At 63.5% G+C, this 17,140-nt stretch carries 20 protein-coding genes; 11 read left to right on the top strand and 9 right to left on the bottom strand.

Going from position 1 to position 17,140, the window contains the following annotated elements:
- Positions 1-97: 97 nt before the first annotated feature.
- Positions 98-1,048 carry a hypothetical protein gene (locus H6718_19580; GenBank protein MCB9587613.1) on the bottom strand — a complete coding sequence of 317 codons (951 nt, stop codon included), beginning with the start codon at positions 1,046-1,048 and terminating at the stop codon, positions 98-100.
- A gap of 190 nt (positions 1,049-1,238) precedes the next feature.
- On the opposite strand from H6718_19580, the gene H6718_19575 reads away from it, so the two are divergent.
- Complete coding sequence (locus H6718_19575; protein ID MCB9587612.1) at positions 1,239-1,586, top strand: STAS/SEC14 domain-containing protein; 348 nt, start codon at positions 1,239-1,241, stop codon at positions 1,584-1,586.
- A gap of 40 nt (positions 1,587-1,626) precedes the next feature.
- On the opposite strand, the gene H6718_19570 is transcribed toward H6718_19575, so the two are convergent.
- Positions 1,627-2,202, bottom strand: a complete 576-nt coding sequence (locus H6718_19570) for a hypothetical protein (GenBank protein MCB9587611.1) — start codon at positions 2,200-2,202, stop codon at positions 1,627-1,629.
- A gap of 116 nt (positions 2,203-2,318) precedes the next feature.
- Between H6718_19570 and H6718_19565 the strand changes: the two genes are divergently transcribed.
- On the top strand, positions 2,319-3,338 hold the full coding sequence (locus H6718_19565; protein MCB9587610.1) for an AraC family transcriptional regulator: 1,020 nt from the start codon (positions 2,319-2,321) through the stop codon (positions 3,336-3,338).
- Positions 3,339-3,409: 71 nt separating this feature from the next.
- Here the strand turns inward: H6718_19565 and H6718_19560 are convergent, their stop codons facing one another.
- A complete protein-coding gene (locus H6718_19560) occupies positions 3,410-4,018 on the bottom strand; it encodes a hypothetical protein (protein ID MCB9587609.1) in 609 nt (202 codons plus the stop codon).
- 36 nt (positions 4,019-4,054) lie between these two features.
- Here H6718_19560 and H6718_19555 point away from each other — a divergent pair, with 36 nt between their 5' ends.
- Positions 4,055-4,684, top strand: coding sequence for a hypothetical protein (locus tag H6718_19555; protein ID MCB9587608.1), 630 nt, complete (start codon positions 4,055-4,057; stop codon positions 4,682-4,684).
- Here H6718_19555 and H6718_19550 read toward each other — a convergent pair whose 3' ends face one another.
- Positions 4,685-6,136: a hypothetical protein gene (locus H6718_19550; protein MCB9587607.1), complete on the bottom strand. Its 1,452-nt coding sequence runs from the start codon at positions 6,134-6,136 to the stop codon at positions 4,685-4,687.
- A 364-nt stretch (positions 6,137-6,500) separates the two neighbouring features.
- Here H6718_19550 and H6718_19545 point away from each other — a divergent pair, with 364 nt between their 5' ends.
- The 4 genes from H6718_19545 (at position 6,501) to H6718_19530 (ending at position 9,846) form a co-directional block, all read left to right on the top strand.
- Positions 6,501-7,241, top strand: a complete 741-nt coding sequence (locus H6718_19545) for a DUF4261 domain-containing protein (GenBank protein MCB9587606.1) — start codon at positions 6,501-6,503, stop codon at positions 7,239-7,241.
- A gap of 216 nt (positions 7,242-7,457) precedes the next feature.
- Positions 7,458-8,006, top strand: coding sequence for a hypothetical protein (locus tag H6718_19540; protein ID MCB9587605.1), 549 nt, complete (start codon positions 7,458-7,460; stop codon positions 8,004-8,006).
- A gap of 234 nt (positions 8,007-8,240) precedes the next feature.
- Positions 8,241-9,023, top strand: a complete 783-nt coding sequence (locus tag H6718_19535; GenBank protein MCB9587604.1) for an AAA family ATPase — start codon at positions 8,241-8,243, stop codon at positions 9,021-9,023.
- A 199-nt stretch (positions 9,024-9,222) separates the two neighbouring features.
- On the top strand, positions 9,223-9,846 hold the full coding sequence (locus H6718_19530; protein MCB9587603.1) for a hypothetical protein: 624 nt from the start codon (positions 9,223-9,225) through the stop codon (positions 9,844-9,846).
- Here the strand turns inward: H6718_19530 and H6718_19525 are convergent.
- Positions 9,843-10,391: a hypothetical protein gene (locus H6718_19525; protein ID MCB9587602.1), complete on the bottom strand. Its 549-nt coding sequence runs from the start codon at positions 10,389-10,391 to the stop codon at positions 9,843-9,845. The two genes, H6718_19530 and H6718_19525, sit on opposite strands and share 4 nt — an antisense overlap.
- Positions 10,392-10,482: 91 nt before the next feature.
- The gene (locus H6718_19520; protein ID MCB9587601.1) at positions 10,483-12,084 is read right to left on the bottom strand and encodes a GNAT family N-acetyltransferase; all 1,602 of its coding nucleotides are present in this window, start codon (positions 12,082-12,084) and stop codon (positions 10,483-10,485) included.
- A gap of 91 nt (positions 12,085-12,175) precedes the next feature.
- Between H6718_19520 and H6718_19515 the strand changes: the two genes are divergently transcribed.
- From H6718_19515 to H6718_19500, 4 genes are all read left to right on the top strand, one after another.
- Positions 12,176-12,604: an Rrf2 family transcriptional regulator gene (locus H6718_19515; protein MCB9587600.1), complete on the top strand. Its 429-nt coding sequence runs from the start codon at positions 12,176-12,178 to the stop codon at positions 12,602-12,604.
- An 83-nt stretch (positions 12,605-12,687) separates the two neighbouring features.
- Positions 12,688-13,353: an outer membrane beta-barrel protein gene (locus H6718_19510; GenBank protein MCB9587599.1), complete on the top strand. Its 666-nt coding sequence runs from the start codon at positions 12,688-12,690 to the stop codon at positions 13,351-13,353.
- A gap of 40 nt (positions 13,354-13,393) precedes the next feature.
- Entirely contained in the window at positions 13,394-14,116 is a 723-nt protein-coding gene (locus H6718_19505; protein MCB9587598.1) for an SDR family NAD(P)-dependent oxidoreductase, read from the top strand.
- A gap of 29 nt (positions 14,117-14,145) precedes the next feature.
- A complete protein-coding gene (locus H6718_19500; protein MCB9587597.1) occupies positions 14,146-15,126 on the top strand; it encodes a helix-turn-helix transcriptional regulator in 981 nt (326 codons plus the stop codon).
- A 51-nt stretch (positions 15,127-15,177) separates the two neighbouring features.
- Here the strand turns inward: H6718_19500 and H6718_19495 are convergent, their stop codons facing one another.
- From H6718_19495 to H6718_19485, 3 genes are all read right to left on the bottom strand, one after another.
- Positions 15,178-15,825 (bottom strand): peroxiredoxin, encoded by a 648-nt coding sequence (locus tag H6718_19495; GenBank protein ID MCB9587596.1) that lies wholly within the window; start codon positions 15,823-15,825, stop codon positions 15,178-15,180.
- A 109-nt stretch (positions 15,826-15,934) separates the two neighbouring features.
- The gene (locus H6718_19490) at positions 15,935-16,402 is read right to left on the bottom strand and encodes a DNA starvation/stationary phase protection protein (GenBank protein ID MCB9587595.1); all 468 of its coding nucleotides are present in this window, start codon (positions 16,400-16,402) and stop codon (positions 15,935-15,937) included.
- 82 nt (positions 16,403-16,484) lie between these two features.
- The gene (locus H6718_19485) at positions 16,485-17,132 is read right to left on the bottom strand and encodes a hypothetical protein (GenBank protein ID MCB9587594.1); all 648 of its coding nucleotides are present in this window, start codon (positions 17,130-17,132) and stop codon (positions 16,485-16,487) included.
- Between the last annotated feature and the right edge of the window lie 8 nt (positions 17,133-17,140).

The raw sequence follows: 17,140 nt of genomic DNA, 5'->3' as shown, positions 1-17,140 counted from the left end.
CACGGCGACCCGACGCGCTGACTAGAGCCACCTCAGGCGTGGACTCAAGACTCAAGGCACTAGCCTCGGCACCGATCGCGTCGTCCTACTCGCGAAGCTACCGCAGCGACTTGCTGATCCGCTTAGCCAGCTTTTCCAGCTGCTTTTGTGCCGGCTGGGGGCAGCTTGCGGCTTGCTTGAAGCTGTCCCAGTCGCCAATCAGCAGGCTGAGCCCCAACACGTACTCGCCTTCACCGCCCATCCAGCAACCGGGAGCACACGCGGTGAGCGCCTTCATGGCGCGCTCACGCTCAGCCTTCAGGTAGTCGGGGAACTGCTTCGTCGCCCGCACGTACTTGCCTCTTTCGAGGTGAAAGATCACCGGGAAAAATCGGGTAAACGCATAGGGCTCGGAGCCCTCACCAACCAATACGTCGTTCGTGTCCATCAGCTCCCAGGTGCCGTCGCCGTCCAGGTCCGTGGGAGTCAAGAGGTCCATGCTACCGTTCCCCTGAGCGTAGACGACCAACGACTCGAGCTTGGGGGTCAGGGAAATCAGCGTATTCTCGTGGCAGCAATGCGCGCCGCCCGTGGTCTTGGTCAAAGCCAGCTCCGGGACGCCATCGCCGGTCACGTCGAAGCACCACGCTGGTTCGTAGCGCTCGAGCGCGGTCTTCGGCTTGAATTGTTTAACGATTTTCCCCGCGGCATTAGCCAGCTCTACGCGGGTCTGGTCATTGGAGAAGCGTGTGCGTACTTCGTAGTCGCCGCAGCGTTCGTCGAGATCTACGGGGCCCTCGGTTTGATACAGCTTGATTAGCCCGGGCACCTTGGCAAAGCGGTCCTGCACCTCTGGTTGCGGGGTGTCTTCCCCCTGCGCCGCTTCCCCCTTCGTCTCGGGCTCAGTCGGAGCGGGCACTGCCGGTGAGGACGCGGAACTGACGGGCTTGGCTGTAGGCGCGCCCACCATCGCTGCAGTTTCCACAGGGGTTTGGGGGGGAGGAGCATCGGCACACCCACAGAGCAACGTAGCCGCTGCAATCGAGAGGACCGGATCACGCGATCTCATGCCTCGAGCGATAGCACCCCTTCCAACGCCCGTCTCAAACTGACGAATCCGCTCAACGCCGGCCGCTTTTCGCCGTTCAGGGTGCGAGCAGGAAGCCGTCGCAGCACGGGTTGAGCTAAGCTTGCCTTGCCGGGAAGCGGGGGCACCTTTGGAAGAAAGCGCGTTCACTGAACATTGGCTCGACGACGGCGTGCTTCACATCACGTGGCACCGCCAGTTCTCCGACGCGGCGCTAGATACCGCGATCGCACGTCACGACAAGATCGTCGGAGGTCTGAGTTCGACCTACCTCACGCTCCACGAGGCTCCTGACGGCGCACCGAGCATCAGTGCGCGCCAGCGGCAGCGCATTCGCCAGTGGCTCGACGAAGGTGACCGCGACGGGACTCATCGCCAACTCAGGCGTGCAGCGTTCGTCACGGACTCGGCGATCGTGCGCGGCGTCCTCACCGCGGTCTTGTGGTTCGGCGAGCGTCACTACCCGATGAAGTCCTTCGAAAAGCGAACTCAAGCGCTGGACTGGCTCAGGCAAGCCTAGACCCAGCGCGCGTCCATCATCGCAAGCACCGCAAGCGTGATCACCTGAACGCATATCCGAGGTGGATGGCGGGGAACACCAAGAGCGGCTGAGCCTCGAATGTCTTTCCCGCGAGGGTGATGTCCTCGGCGCCCACCGCGTAACCAACCCCAATCCAAGCGTTGAGGTAGAAGCCAGCAAACAAGTCAAGGCGGTACCCCGCGTGGAGGCCAAGGCTCACGCTATCGTCGGTCTCTGCGAGGTCTGTCCCCTTCCGCTCGGCGAGCAAGCGCGAGTGCCCGACATCGACCCCAACGAACCCACCCGAATGTTTTTCCGCGAAGAAATACTGAAACTTCGCCCCGTAGCCGTGAAACGCCACATGGTAGTCCGGGTTGCCGTGGACGAACTCGGGGACTGCCAGCGCGAACGCGCCCAAGTCCAGGCGAAAATGCCCCTGATTGATGCCTGCGTGGACGGAGTAGCCGTCGAGCACGTACGCCGTCGGGTCTAGCTCGACGTCACCGCTCGGTTCACTCCGGTCCCACTCGCCCAGTGGCGCGGCCAGGAGGTTGGCGGTACTGAGCAAAGTGCGAGTGAAGAGGCCGCAAACGGCCACCTTTCGCGCATATTTCATAGTCCAGAGCATGCGGACGCTCTGCGCGAGGGCACTGACCTCAGGCGCCGAAAACGTTGACCGCTGACGTCAGCAGCCGGACGTGAGAGCGTGATTGGGTGCACACGGTCCCCGAGGTGTCTGCAGCGGTCGGAGCGCTGATCGTCCAGAGCGCCGCAGCCTTCGGAGTCGATGCCGAGGCGCTGTGCGGGGCCACGGGCTTCGACATCAGCCTCGCCAAAGATCCCGACGCACGGATCAGCATGCGCCTCGAGACCGACCTCTGGGACACCGCGGCGCGGCTCAGCGGGGACGACTGGTTCGGCATCTCAGTGGCGAAGCGGGTGCGGGCCGGAGACTTCGACGTCCTCGACTACGCCGTCCGCACCGCTCCCACCCTGGAGGCCTCCCTACGGCGCCTCCAGCGTTACAACCGCCTGGTCCACGATGCAGCAACCTTCGAGCTCGCCTACCGTGGAGACTCCCTCTGCGTGGAACACCGCCTGCCCCAACCGCTGAAGCAGTCACGCCACGCCGCAGAGTTCACCCTCGCCTCTCTGGTTGTCATTGGGGGTCAGCTCATCGGGCGTGAGATCGCAGTGATTCGTGTGAGCTTCCATCACGCGCCGCCACCAAGGTCGACACTGGACGCGTATCTCAATGTGTTTGGAGTAGTGCCGAGTTTCGGCGGCGACTGCAACCTGGTCGAGCTGCCGAGGAGTGTCACGGATCTCGGGATCCCAAACACCGACCCGAAGCTCTCCAGTCTGCTCCAACGCCACGCGGAGGCTCTCCTTGCCCAGCGCCCTCCGAAGCGCGAAACCACCACGGATGAAGTGAGGCGGGTCCTGACGCAAGCCTTGGGCAGCGACCCCCGTGAGGCTCGCCTCTCCGCCGTCGCTGCGCGCCTCAAGCTGAGCGACCGGAGCTTGCAGCGGCGGCTCGCGGACGAAGGCGCGCAGTTCGACCAAGTGTTGGAAGGCTTGCGACGCGACCTCGCGCAGCATTACCTCGAGGATCCACGGATCGGGCTTGCAGAGATAGGCTACTTGCTGGGTTACTCCGAACCCTCTGCGTTTCACCGCGCCTTCAAGCGCTGGACCGGGCAAACGCCAGCCATGGCGCGAGCGCAGCTACGAGATCCGCCGCGCCACTGACTGGGCAGGCTGTCCCTCCCCCCTAAAAACAACCAATGGGCCCCAGGGCGGCTTCATACCCTGGGGTGGCATCAGCTTCGGCGGCGTGATGTAGCGCGCGTCGCGGCAAGATACGCTTTTCCGCGCGGCGCCACTTCATAGCCGACTTCGAAGCTCTGGGTCAGCCCCAACTTCTTGAGCTTCACCACGTCGGCCTTGAATGGCGCCGTTTCTCTTTTCACCTGCTTCGCCAGCTTCGATGCGGCGATGCGCGGCTGCTTCTCGATCAACTCGAGCGTCTGCAGCGTCCACGGGCCCTTCTTGTCCATGCGCTCGAGCTTGCCTCTGATTTCCTGGATGTCCTCCGGAGTCAGCTGGTCCTGGAGCGCCAACTGCACCCGGTCCCCATCACCGCCGTGGTGGAGCGCGACGCGATAGATCTCCGTGTCATCAGCGATCTCGCCCAGTTCCCCGAGGTACTCGATGAGCGCAGGCTTCGACGCGAAGCCCGCCGCCTTCGCGTCTTTTGGGGTGATCTCTTTGACCTGGATCAAGCGGATATCGTCCACCTCGAGCACCCCAATCGGGTGGCAGCGGTAGCGCCCGCCGGGCTTCACGCGGGCCTTCTGCCAGCGACGAAACGTCAGCGTGATGGATCCGTCTTTCAGCCCCTCCCAAAACTCTTTCTTGAACAGCAGCACGCCGGGGAGCCTACTAGGCTACGCTGTTTGGAGCCAATGCCGCGCCGCCTGCTCGTCTTCAGCGCACTCTTGCTGCTAGCTTGTAGCGAGACGCGCGCGTCCAAACCCACAGGGGCTGATTCGCCCTCTGGGGGTCAGCTCCCGATTTCGGGGGTGAGGGGCGACGCACAGCCCACCCCAGCTGCAGGGGTAATTTCCGCACAGAACCAAGCCAGCGCGGCGCCGGACGCAACGGACAAAGCACGCGAGGCCACGGCGCCCGCTGTGAGTCCGCGACCGTGTGAGCTCAGCGAGAAGCGTCCCGCGGACTTCGGCATTCGCATCGCTCAGCACATCTTGCCTAGAGGTCGCGAGGCGGAGCGACGCGGAGTCGAACTCAGAGGGAGCGACTGCAAGCCAGCAGGCGACGCGCCACCTTGCAAGGTCGTCCCGAGCAAGCTGCTGGACGAGCTATACGCGAAGGCACGCGCGGTGCGCTTCTGCTCCCTCGAGCGCGTCGACCCGCCGCAGCGTTCATCGCCCCACTACGGCATGCGCTACATCACGCTGTTCGTTGGGGACGCACACTTCGAAGTCGGCGACACCTCGCGCGCATTGCTGACTGCCGACTCTCGCAAACGCTTCGAGGAGCTGTGGGATGCGGTGACCGCGGCCCAGCCACGCTAGTCACGGAGTTCCGTACGCCCTTGCGCGTGAAGCAGGCGGGCAGCTCGAGAGCGAGAGCCGGCGCTCTCCGGTCGCAGCATCCCACACGCTCACCTGGTCGGAGTCCGACAGGAACACCCAGCGACCTTTGGGGTCGAAACTCAGCCCACTGCCCTTCGATTGGTTCAGCGTTGCGACCAGCTCACCCGTCCGCGTGGAGCGGATCACGGCGCCAGTCTGCTCCTCGCGGACGTACCGCTCTCCGTCGGGGCTAGCGGCAAACAGCGCAAATTCACCTTCGGGCAGGCCAAGATTGCGCGTTTGCCCAGCGACGATCTCGACCGCCGGGTAGCCCGACACCGAAAACAGCAGCAAGCTCTGGTCCATTTCCCTACGGATCACTGATGGTGAGGACAGAGAGTTGTCCGCCAGGGCGCTCATGGAGCCTGGGCCAGTCCCAAGCGGCTTGAGCGAGTACGATCCCAGCTCGAACAGCTGCAGTCCAGACATCATCGTCGCCATCAAGAGGCCGGAGCCGTCGCTGAGCCAGGCTCCGGGGACAATGATCCCCTCGTCCTCGAACGCGCTGGCCGTCGGCAACTGCGGCGGGACGAGTCCGCGCAACCTCCCCGTCTTGGTTTCCACGAGGCAAGCATTGAACTGAAGACTCGTGAGCGCTACGAGGCTTTCGTCGGGACTGAAGCTCGGCTTGAAGAGGTTCCCCTGAGGGGGACAGAGCGGGTCGTAGAACAGGGCTCCCTTGCCCGTTCGAGTATCGTAGAGCGCCCGCGCCCCGGATGCTTCGTCAAGCATCAGATAGCGACCTTTGGGTGAAAATGCGAAGTAGCTGCCAGGCAGAGTTTCTCTGAGGGCCGCCTTGCGGACGTCGATCACGGACGTGGCGTTTGCACTACCCATCCAGTTGATAGCGAGCCACGCGGAGTCCGGGCTCGCCGCAAGGTTGACCACGACCGGCTGGAGGCTGACCTTGTCGAGGGACCAGTCGGGGGGATTATTCGGTACGCTGAGCGGCACGCCGTGAACGCTTGGTGTCGGTGGCAGCGCACGAGGACGCCACCACGGGCGGCGAAGCACCGTGACCTTGCTCGGGATCCCGAAACGCCCCAAGCGCTTGAAGGTTGGCAGTTCGACCAGCTCGACGTGGTCGTCTTCCTCCGCTTCGGCCGTCAGCACCACCGCGAACCAGCTGCCATCGTCGGCGATCACCAGGGAGCCCTGGTAGAGGTCGCCCCGCAAAGTCGTCGAGCGCCAGACCTGTTTCCCCGTTTGCGTGTCCAGGACTTCCAGGTGTCCCGACGGGCTCGGCGCCATTCCACCTGGGTGGACGAATGCGAACAGGAAGCGGCCATCGGGGCTCAGGCGAAAGCCGGCCATCTCCTTCACGCTCAGGTCGGTCGATGACGGCAGCCAGCTCGAAGCGTCGTAGCGCCGAATGCCGGATGCCAGACGCACGACGAAATGGCTGCCGTCGCGGGAAAACTGCGATTCCGAGAGGGCCGATGGCTCGCAGACGCCGCGAACCCCAGCCTCTGAAACCCCAGCGTCGGGAGCCCCAGCCTCATTACCGCGCGGTTTTTCCGCTGGCCCAGCGCTGGCTGCGCCTGAGACCTGAGCCCGGTTGCTCCCGTCGACCAGCGGCTGGGCTGCGCCGCACCCCGTACTCAAGCTCAGCACCCACATCCCGAACGCTGCCCTCCAGGCGCGCCCCCACCTTTCCAGCTTCAAGAGCTTCTTCGCCAGTTCCTGCATTGCCCCGACTCATCGCAGGAAAGCTCCTGTTTGTGACCGACAGCGCCGAGATGCGAGAAAACATGAGATGCTCTCGAACATGGGCAACCCTTTGGTGTTGTGCATCCCGGGGCCTTGGGCAGACCGCGGTGAGTTCCTGGCGGCAGTAGCCCGTCACGAACCACCGGCGCGTTTCTTGTTCGCGGGTCAGGTGCTTTCTGACACCAACACCCAGGAGCGGGTAGAGGTCGACTTCCAGGACCCAGATCCTCACCTCGAGGAGGCGTTTGGCATCGCCGGCCAGGGTCACCTGGAACCATCGCTGCTCAGCGACGTCGCCAGGCACAAAAGCGTCGCCTATCTGATTTTCCCCTTGGATTTTCCAATGGAGCGCGACCGCATTCACCGCTTCACAGCGCTCCTACGCGACATCGGAGGCATCGCCGTCAAGGTGGAGTCGAGCGGGATCGCTCACAGCTGGCCTCAGTGGTTCGAGCTCATCGCTGGCACTCGCCTCGACCAATACTCCGCCTGCGTCACGTTGATCGGCGGGCAGAGCTACTACTACTCCTGCGGGATGCACCACTTCGGTATGCCGGACACCGCCGTGTCTCGTTCAGTTCGAGACACCGAGGCCGCGTACACCCTCAACGTCTTCAACATGTATCTCCTCGAGGAAGCACCCAAGCTCGAGGACGGACACACCTTCAGCATCGCCCAGGACGCACCCAAGTTCCGCCTACGCCACACCCCGGACGAGCGTCACCCCCAAGACGACCTCTTCCACAACCCGAACGGCTTGTGGTGCCTCGACCTGTTGGCGAACTAATTGTCCGGGCTCGCGTTTGCGCCACCCCACGTCTGACGTCACACTCGCCTCTCTGCAATCGAGGAGGCCAGGGTTGGGGGTGAGGCGCGGCGTTCGTCCACCGCACCAACCAGCGAAGCATTGATGACGCAAGAAGAACTCACAAGGACCGCGCGGTAGCCGGAACGCGACAAGCAACCGCTGACCCCTGGAAGAAGGCAGTGCTAGAGTTGGCTCGTGGCGGCGCAAGCGAATGGACCGGCGCAACCCCGGGGAAATAACACGCTTTCGTGGCTTGGGCGCGCGTTGTTGCTCGCCGCTGCTCTGATCGCCGTAGGCGCCGGGGCGGCTACCCACACTTGGGGGCTGATGCAACGCCCGCGCTTCCACTGCAGCGGCGAGGAACCCGTGTTGATCGGCGGCGAGCCTACCGGCTTTGCTGAGTGTAAGTCGGGTGCCTTGGTGCGCGAGGAAGCCGTCGAGTGCCCCAGCCTGCTGCCGCGAGCTCGTCCCTTCGACTCGGCTCACGATCGACTCAACCAGAAGCTCGTCGACAGCAGCAAGGAGTACCTGGACACCCTGCCCAAGGCTGATTGGCCGCACTGGGCCCAATTGAAAGACGTCTGCAAGTCGGACGACGACTGCGGAAGCACCCTGCATGGCCGTTGCGAGGAGACGCGCCCCAACGGAGGCCGTGTGCATCTCGGGCTGCGTGAGGGACGCCGAATGCGGCGCGGACGAGCTTTGCCTGTGCAGCGAGCCCGTTGGACGCTGCGTCAAGGCTAGCTGTAGAACCGACGCGGATTGTCCCCATTCGTCGTGCGCGAAGTACGGCAGACGCCACTGCGGAAAAGAAGGCTTCTCTTGCCTCAAAGACGAAGACGAGTGTAGCGGCAACGCAGACTGCAAAGGCTGCATCTGCGGCTATGACAGCGAGCGCGAAGTGCGAGCGTGTGAATGCTCCACCTGCGACGTCTAGTGACCTGAGATCTCGAGCCCTACCGGTGCTAAGCACGACCCGTGGCGCAGGCACCGTTTCTGACTCGGCTCGCGCTGCGCGACGACGCACCCCTCGACGCGACGCGTTTCCCCGGCAACCTGCCGTTCTTGCGGGATCTACGCATCGACTTCGAGTCGCCGGTCACGTTCCTCGTTGGAGAAAACGGCTCGGGCAAGTCCACGGTGCTCGAGGCGATAGCCGCGCTGAGCAACTTGCCGGTTCACGGCGGAGGGCGAAACGAGCTCGCATCGAGCCACGCCCCAGGCACACACAGCGACTTGGCACCGTACCTGCGAGCCGCGTTCAGGGAGCGCCCCAAAGACGGATACTTTTTCCGCGCGGAGTTCCAAGCCCACTTCGCGAGCTTGCTCGATCAACGCAGAGTCGACCCCGACTTCACCCTTCACGGGGTCCCCGCTGACCCTTACCCTCGCTACGGCGGGCGCTCGCTGCACACGCGCTCTCACGGCGAGGCATTCCTCGCCATGTTCGAGACCTGGCTCAGTCCCGGGCTCGTGCTGATGGACGAACCCGAGGCCGCGCTGTCGCCGCAACGTCAGCTCGCGCTGCTGGGACATATGGCGCGGCTTCTGCGGAAAGACGCCGCGCAGTTCATCATCGCCACCCACTCGCCGATCTTTCTCACGTTTCCCGGCGCGCGCCTGCTGTCCTTCGACTCAGTACCCTTGAGCTGGATCAGCGCTCAAGAGACCTCCCATGTGCAGATCACGCGCAGCGTCCTGGGCAACCCGGAGCGCTTCTGGTCCCAGCTGCTCGCACTGGAAGCTCGAAAAAAGCGCTAGGCCCGCGCGTGGGGTCACTGTCGCACCACGTCAGCACACGTCCCACCTCGGCTGCGAATGTCCACGTGAGCCGTTGCAGATTGGCGCGACGTCCTGAACAAAAGACACCTGGAGCGAAACCGCACGGCAACACATGCATCCGCCCCACCCCGCGAAGCGAGCTCGCATGCGGGCGGGGCTTTGCTATGCTCGGAGCACGATGTCCTGGGTGCGCGCCTGCTTCGCCGTCGCCGTGCTGACGGGGTGTGGTTCATCGGTAGACTCGCCGGCCACAGCCCCGATTCCTGAGGCGCGGGCGTCGTCTCCCAGTGTGTTCGGCACCGCGAACGACGTCCGAGTGATCGAAGCCACCGCCCCGATCCCGGTGGGACAACCGCAGGTCGTCTCGCCACTGCCAAACCAACCTCGCCTACCGGCGAACCTCGCCGGATTCGATTTCGGGCGCCCGATTTTCGACAGCGCTTCCGGCTGCCTCGTGCCTGCGAAGCCGTTGACCTACGAAGGCCAAGAAGGCGAGACGACGCTGTGTAGCAGCGCCCCGGCACGCATGGGTGCCTCGACTCCCGAGGTGATTCTGTACGCACTGTCTGGCACCGTGAACGGCATGCTCTTCACCTACCCCAACTGGCAGAGCGCGGTCGCGGTGATCCCCGACGCTTACGGGGACCCGACCATCACCGAAGGCGAGGACGAACGCGAACGTGAGGTGCCAGACTTCCGCGGGGAGACAACTCGGAAGGCGGCATGGGATGTGGAGAACGGCCGCGTGGTGCTCTTCTTCGAGGACGACGCTTGGCACCTACTGTTCGCCTACCGCGACTAGTCGTCGTCGACCCGCTGCTCGAGCTCCTGCTCGAAAGCCTTGCCTTCGCGCTCGGAGTCTCGCTTGTCGATCTCCCGCTGACGCCGCGCTTGCTCTGCGTTCGCTTTCCGCGCGGCTTCTTCGGCTCTCTCCTTCTCGGTGACCTCCCGAATCCGCTCGAGCCAGAAGCGCTCGCCGCGTTCGTGGGCTTCACGCTCCGCCGCGGGTAAAGCCGCGCGCTCCTGCGCGACGTAGCGGTGGGCCCGGGCGTGCACCCTGAGAAACCGCTGCAACCACTGCTTGGGATGGCCTTCGCAAGGTGGCGGAGCCCCTCCAAAGTAACAGCGAATCACCCCCGGCTCTGGTGGCAGGCACCGCAGGTACTGGCGGAACAGGTCGTCCGCGGCGGCAAGGCAAGCGTCGGCTCCAACGCACTGCTCCGGAGCCGCCTCCTCTGCATTGGACACCTGCGCGCGGTTGTTGCCGCCGCAAGCTACCAGCGCGCCTAGCGCGGCCACGAGCGCTGTGAAGCGAAAACCTGCGCGCCTCACCCCCGAACCCGCCATCCGATTAGGATAGCAAGCTAGTGCACGAATCCAAGGCAGGCTGCGCTCGATGAGTTGGCTGAGTGAGACTCTACTTCCGCGCGGTCCGCGATCAGTCGTCACCACCCGGGTCGATCGGTTCCGATTCCTCCGGGCCAAACTCGCTGTTTTTCACCCGTGAACGAAACTCGAACAAGTCGCGGCGCCGGTCAAGGCGCGGCGTCACGCTGCCGCTCATGCGTGAGCGGTATAGATCGTTGATGTCGAGATCGGTGACCAGCAGCATCTCGACGTTGCTGTCTGCTTGAGCCTGCACGCCGTCGCGCGCGAACTCGAAGTCACTCGGGGTGAACACCGCGGCGCGGCCGTAGTGAATATCCATCGCCGCAACGCTCGGCAGGTTCCCAATCACGCCCGCCGCAGCCACGTAGACTTGGTTCTCGATAGCGCGAGCCTGACAGCAATAACGCACCCGAAGGTGACCTTCACGCGTGTCCGTGCAGTAGGGCACGAAGATGATCTCGGCGCCTTCGTCCGCTAGGTGACGAGCAGCTTCCGGGAACTCGGAGTCGTAGCAGATCAAGATGCCGACCTTGGCCTTGGGCGTCTGAATCACGGGCAACTCGTTGCCACCGGTGATCCCCCAGTATTTCCGCTCGGAAGGAGTGATGTGGAGTTTCGGCTGAATCACGTGGCGGCCGTCAGGGAAAAACAGCGGAGAGACATTGTAGATCACGCCGTCCCGCGCGATGGGATGGGTGCCCGCGACGATGTGCACGCCGTAGTCCTTCGCCATGCGCGTCATCAAATCGAAGAACGGCGTCTCGAGCTCCGTCAAGCGCTTGATGCCGTCGAGACTCGGCAGCTTCTTCATGCTGTCTTGACTCAACAGCTGCACGCTGAACAGCTCGGGGAACACGACAAAATCCGCACGGTATTCTGACGCAGTCTCGACGAAGTACTCCGTCTGGTCGGCGAACTCTTCGAAGCTATTCACGCGGCGCACCTGGTACTGCACGCAGGCGACACGCACCTTGCGTACGTCGCCATCCTCGCTGGGCTTGAAGTCCGGGTTCTGCCACTCGATCAGCGTCGCGGAGTTGTTGCTGAGGGGATCCCGGATGTAGTTCTTGAGGATCCCCCGAACGACGAAGCCTTCGCGCAGCTGAAAGCTCAACACCAGATCGCGGCGCTTACCCTCTTCGACGGAAGCAACGTACTCCTCTGGGGTGAGTGCACTCGCCACTTCGTGGTAGCCATACATGCGGCCGCCGGCGAGGATGCGACGCAAGTTGAGCCGCTTGCACAGTTCCCGTCGCGCGTCGTAGAGCACCCGGCCAACGCCGGTGCCCTGGAGGTCCGGATGCACGTACACGTCAGCGCCGTAGAGCGTGTCTCCCTGGGGATCGTGGTTGTGGAAGAAACCGCCGTCTGTCACGCCGGAGTACGTGTGCTGGCGGTAGGGATCTGTGCCCATGTGGACGATCAGGCTGGCGGCGGCGCCAACGACGACACCGTCCTTCTCCACCACGAGCTGACCTTCGGGGAACACCCGCAGGTGATTCGAGAGCTGCCCGCGATTCCACACCACGTTCTGCTCCGCCATGCTTGGGAAGCAAAGCTTGTTCAGCGCGATCAAGGTGTCGATGTCGTCGGTGCGCATGGCCCTGAGCAGGACCTCGCCAGACTTCGTGGAGTAAGTTCGCGAGTGCATCTTCTATAGATGCCAGGCAATCCGCCAAGAGGCAATGGAGCCTCTTGACACATGGCAAACTAAGCATAAGGTATATCGAGTTCGGAGAGTCATGAGCTACCCGACCAGCTACTCCCAAGCCGTTTTGATCCTGGTATTCGTGGCGGACAAGATCCGCCAGGGTTTGTACGAGCACGTTCCGACGCGTGCCGTGGCTGAATCCCTGGGGATCCCGACTCCAACGGTTGCCAAGATCCTGCAGAGCCTGGTGCGAGCCGGGTACATCGAAACCCAAGAGGGCGCCAAGGGCGGTGTTCGCCTGGCCCTACCCGCCAGCAAGATCTCCCTGGCGGATGTGCTTCACGCGATGGAGCTCAAGCGTCCGCTCTTTCAAACCCACCAGCGAGTGCGCGCCAAGGGGGAGCGCCCGACGAAGGCTCAGGCGGCGATCCAGAGCGCGCTGACTTCAGCCGAGGGCGCCATGCGCCAATCCCTCGCGCAGACCAGCATCGAGCAGCTGCTCACCCAGTTCGGGAAGTAGCCGCAGGAATATTGGCGCGATCGTCCATCGGTCGCGGCGCGCCGGTACAAGTGCGAAGGAGCGCTGCCCACTAGCTTGAGGGCATGAAGAAACGACTGATTGCCCTGCTAATGGGCCTGTTTTCCAGCAACGCGGCCTACGCCGCACCCACCGACGACGCCCTCAACGGCGCGGTCTACGCCGGAGTGAACTTGGGGGAGCTACCGTGGGGCGGCTCCTTCAAGCCGGGCGTGTCCCTCGGCTACTACGTGAACGAGCTCGTCTACGTGGGTGTCGTGTACCAGGTGCCAGACACCATCCGCCGCGATGAAAGCTCGTTCAATGCAAGCGGACTGGGCAAGGATGGCCTGCTCAAATCCGAAGAGAGCGTGGGGCAGCGCTTCATGCTGCACACCCGTCTGCGCCCCCATCGCTACTCTCCGTTTCTGTCCTTTGGCATGGTGTTCAACGACGAGGACCGCGAAGAGACGCTGTTCGAAGACGGCACGCGCGTTGTACAGACTCGCGAATCCGGCTTTCGTCCGGCCATTGGCTTGGGCTACGACTATACGTTTCCGGGAGGTCTGACGCTGAACGTCGAGTGGACGGGCTGGTTGTTCGGCATCCCAAAGCCCAAGGTGGAGATCACCGACGGTCCCATGACGGACGAAGCACGCGCTGCGATGAAGGCGCGGGCGGAAGAGAACTTCCAGAGCAACATCACGAACGCCTATCACCTGTTCGCGCTGGGGGTGGGCTATGCTTTCTGAGCGGCATGGGCGTTCTGAGCGGCATGGGCGTGAATCGACCTTGTCTCTGCGCAAGGTCCTGATCACAGGCGGCACTCGTGGGATTGGGCGCGCGCTCGCGGAGGTGCTGGTGCACGAAGGGGCGGAAGTCTTGGTCTGCGGCCGCAGTCGCGACGCGGTCGAGGCAACTCAGCGGGAGCTAGGCGTACGAGGTGTGGCTTGCGACATCACCCTTGAGCGGGACCGCGAACGTCTCGCTAGTGTGGTGCGTGGCGAGCTCGCTGGCCTCGACGTCTTGATCCACAACGCGGGGGTTCAACACGATCACGATGTGTGCAACGGACTCGACCTGGAGCGCGCGACGCAAGAGCTCGCGCTCAACTTGAGCGCGCCGATCGCGCTCACGGACAGGCTTCTGCCCCTGTTGGTAGCTTCCGGAGACGGCTGCCTAGTCAACGTCACCTCGGCGTTGGGCGTCGTTCCTAGCCCGCGTGCTCCGGTCTACAGCGCTTCGAAGGCCGCGCTCAGCGCGTGGAGTCAGGCCATTCGCCCGCGCCTCGCCACCCAGGGAGTCCGCGTGGTGGAGGTGATCCCACCCGTTGTTGCTACAGAAATGACGCTAGGCAGACAAGACGGTGCGATCTCCGCAGAGCAAGCGGCCTCAGCAATCGTCCGAGGCCTGCGTGCCCAGCGCGATCGCATCGTGATCGGTAAGGCGAAGCTACTCCTAGCCATGAACCGAGTCGCACCGAGCCTCGCGCGGCGAGTGATTCAAGGCCGCTAGCAGACGCACTGATCCGCTAAGCTCGCCGCGTGGCGGGACGGATCAACCAGATCATCGTCGACGTGGTGATTGGCGGTATCCAGCGCTTCAATCCAAACGCGCTGCCTCCAAGTCTCGATCTCAGCCCGCTCTCGGGGGACGAGACCGGTGTCCCCCTCGAACCTTATCGCGAAGTTCTGGAGCTGGCTCGGGAACGTGGGGGCGCCAAGTGCCTACTCGAAGCGGGCCGACTGATTCACGAGCTCTCGGACCCGATCCTGTTCGTGCTGCTCAACAGCGATCGTGTCGACCTCGTCATCGAGAAAGAGGCGCGCCTCGGTCGCTTCATTCACTCGCGACACATCGTTCGCGTGCTGGAGCAGGGGGAACGCAGCATCCAGCTCGAGCACGCCTCCCTCGGTCCCGAACCACCTCGCGAAACGGAAGACCTCGCTGCCGCGGGGCAACATATCGCGCTACTCGAACAGGTCGGTTGTCGCGGCCTTGGCCTGCGCTTTCCTCAGAGCAGCACACCTGACGCCTGGGCTTTTTTGGGGGGAGAGTATGCGGAGCCAGGCGCCGGGCTGGCGATGTGTGCGGCGCCCTACGCCGTGTGGCACTTCGAGTGGGAACGCTTCGAACCCACGCGGCGCCCGATGGAGGGGCTGGACGAACTCCTTCTGGCCAAGGAGACGCGCGTAGAACTCAACGAAACCAGCAGCGCCGCGGCCGAGCTCGCTCGACTGATCCGTGAGGATCTGGGACGTACCTGGACGCTCCCCGAGGTTGCACAGCGACTCAGCGTCGCGCCGCGCTCGCTCCAGCGCGCGCTCTCCACGGAGGGCAGCAAGTTCTCGGAGCTGGTCGATGCTGTCCGCGTCGACGAGGCCAAGCGCTTGCTGGAGAACAGCGAACTCAGCGTGACGCAGATTGGCTATGTCTGCGGATTCGCAGATACCTCGCATTTCAGCCGCCGCTTCAAGAAGCGCACCGGCCATTCTCCTTCGGAGCACCGTTCGAGGTCGCGCTGAGCCGCGGAGCGCTCGGCCACGACGAATCGCAGCCGAGCACCCACGCCTCGCTCACTTCTCGAGAGCCTTGTGCACGAACCACCAGTCGTAGCCCTCGTAGTCCTTGAGGCGCTGCTTGGCGGTGACCACGTCCTTCGCAGGTGGCACAATCACGCGGTCGCCGATCAGCTCGTTGTTCGGCCAGTCTGCGGGCACCGCGCCTTGGGCATCAGCTACCTGCAGCGCGCGAAGTGCGCGCACGACTTCGTCCATATTGCGCCCGATCTCCTGCGGGTAGTACAGCACCAGCCGGACCTTTCCCTGGGGATCTCCAATGAAGACGGCGCGCACTGTGTTCGAGCCTTTGCCGGGATGAAGCATCCCAAGTCGGTGCGCGATGTCGTCGTTGGCGGCGACGATGGGGAACGTGATCTCGACTCCCAGCTTCTCTTCGATCCAGTTGACCCAATTGATGTGGGAGTACACCTGGTCGACACTCATTCCAATCAGCTTCGCGTTGAGGTCGTTGAACTGCTCGATGCGTTTCTGAAACGCGACGAACTCCGTGGTGCACACGGGGGTGAAGTCCCCTGGGTGACTGAAGAGCACGAACCAGCTGCCCTTCAGATCCCCAGGGATCGACATCGGACCGTGGGTGGTTTGCACGTCCAGCTGCGGAAAATCGTCTCCGAGCAGCGGCATGTTGAACGCCTTTTCCATGTTGCCTGTGTCCTTTCCGACTCCCAACACTGGCTACGGCCCAGCAGCGCGGCGCTTCGTGTCGGGGTCACTCGTAGGAGCCAGACAAACTGAAAACGATTCTCAAAAACTACTCGAGCAGGCTGCGCAACATCCAGGCGGTCTTCTCGTGCACCTGCATCCGCTGCGTCAGAAGATCGCAAGTGGGCTGATCGTTCGCCTCGTCGGCCGCCTTGAACACTTCTCGTGCGGTACGTGCGACCGTCTCGTGCCCCTCGACCAGGCGCTTGATCATGTCCTCCGCCTTGGGCACGCCCTCGTCCTCCTTGATGGCGGAGAGCTTCGCGAACTCCTTGTAAGTGCCTGGGGCGGGCAGGCCCAGCGCGCGGATGCGCTCAGCAATCAGGTCCACTGCTAGGGCGAGCTCGTTGTAGTGAGTCTCGAACATCAGGTGGAGCGTCTGAAACATCGGCCCCGTCACGTTCCAGTGGAAGTTGTGGGTCTTGAGGTACAGCGTGTACGTATCCGCGAGGACTCGAGACAATCCACCCGCAATCTGTTCCCGCTTAGCCGCCTTGATTCCAATATCGATCTTCATCGTGTTCTCCGAAGTGCTCTAGCCCAGCTCGGTAGTCATAAGTCCGCCAGGCGAAGGTTCCAAGCGCGCCGCAAAACCTGCGCTATTTGGCTCGAAGCGCGCGTTCCGCTCGGCGGCTGCCATCATCCGCATAGCGCATACACTTGGCGGGTCGCGCCTCCGACCAATCTTCTGGGAAGCGCTGCGAACCACAGCGACAGCGCGCATCTGGAGGAACAAGCTCCGGACACTCCCCTTGCTCGATCCGCTTCAAGCCCGAGGCGAGCTTCTCGCAACTGTAGACGCTCTCGTTGAAGAAGCGCACCTTGCTGAGGGCCGACTCCGCGTCACGCAGAGCTTGACGTTGCAGCGGAATCGCCAGTCCTTCTGCGGCGCTGCAGGTGAGAGACGCCTGCTGATGCTGGCTGCCATAGTACGCGAACACGCTGGCGGAGAGCCCACCGCTGACCAGCGAAGACGCAAGCAGAAGTATCAAGAGCTTGCGCTTCGCAGCCCGTGGATCCTCGGAGGCTCTTGCCTCGCGGATCAAGGTGAATACCCCGCGCCCCAAGAGCACCGCGCAGAGGATCGCCGCCGCAGCCGTGAGCTGCCCCAGCGCACGCGGACCAAAGAAACCCTTGAGCGCGTCCGGCACGGCGTCACCAAACAGCGCCCAAGGCACGCCAACACAGAGCGGAATGGCAAGCCCTGCGCCGATGAGCTTGATGCCTTTGAGCTCGCCTGCGGTCACCCTCGAGA

This window comes from Polyangiaceae bacterium, assembly GCA_020633205.1.
Lineage (GTDB): Bacteria > Myxococcota_A > Polyangia > Polyangiales > Polyangiaceae > JAHBVY01.
Note: the sequence above shows the minus strand (reverse complement) of the source record. Positions and strands in the feature narration are given on the sequence as shown.

Excerpts from the sequence above, each read along its gene's own strand:
- H6718_19510 (MCB9587599.1), top strand. The coding sequence starts at position 12,688 with ATGAAGAAACGACTGATTGCCCTGCTAATGGGCCTGTTTTCCAGCAAC.
- H6718_19555 (MCB9587608.1), top strand. The coding sequence starts at position 4,055 with ATGCCGCGCCGCCTGCTCGTCTTCAGCGCACTCTTGCTGCTAGCTTGT.
- H6718_19530 (MCB9587603.1), top strand. The coding sequence starts at position 9,223 with ATGTCCTGGGTGCGCGCCTGCTTCGCCGTCGCCGTGCTGACGGGGTGT.
- H6718_19525 (MCB9587602.1), bottom strand. The coding sequence starts at position 10,391 with ATGGCGGGTTCGGGGGTGAGGCGCGCAGGTTTTCGCTTCACAGCGCTC.
- H6718_19495 (MCB9587596.1), bottom strand. The coding sequence starts at position 15,825 with ATGGAAAAGGCGTTCAACATGCCGCTGCTCGGAGACGATTTTCCGCAG.
- H6718_19515 (MCB9587600.1), top strand. The coding sequence starts at position 12,176 with ATGAGCTACCCGACCAGCTACTCCCAAGCCGTTTTGATCCTGGTATTC.
- H6718_19580 (MCB9587613.1), bottom strand. The coding sequence starts at position 1,048 with ATGAGATCGCGTGATCCGGTCCTCTCGATTGCAGCGGCTACGTTGCTC.
- H6718_19520 (MCB9587601.1), bottom strand. The coding sequence starts at position 12,084 with ATGCACTCGCGAACTTACTCCACGAAGTCTGGCGAGGTCCTGCTCAGG.
- H6718_19545 (MCB9587606.1), top strand. The coding sequence starts at position 6,501 with ATGCTCTCGAACATGGGCAACCCTTTGGTGTTGTGCATCCCGGGGCCT.
- H6718_19570 (MCB9587611.1), bottom strand. The coding sequence starts at position 2,202 with ATGAAATATGCGCGAAAGGTGGCCGTTTGCGGCCTCTTCACTCGCACT.
- H6718_19490 (MCB9587595.1), bottom strand. The coding sequence starts at position 16,402 with ATGAAGATCGATATTGGAATCAAGGCGGCTAAGCGGGAACAGATTGCG.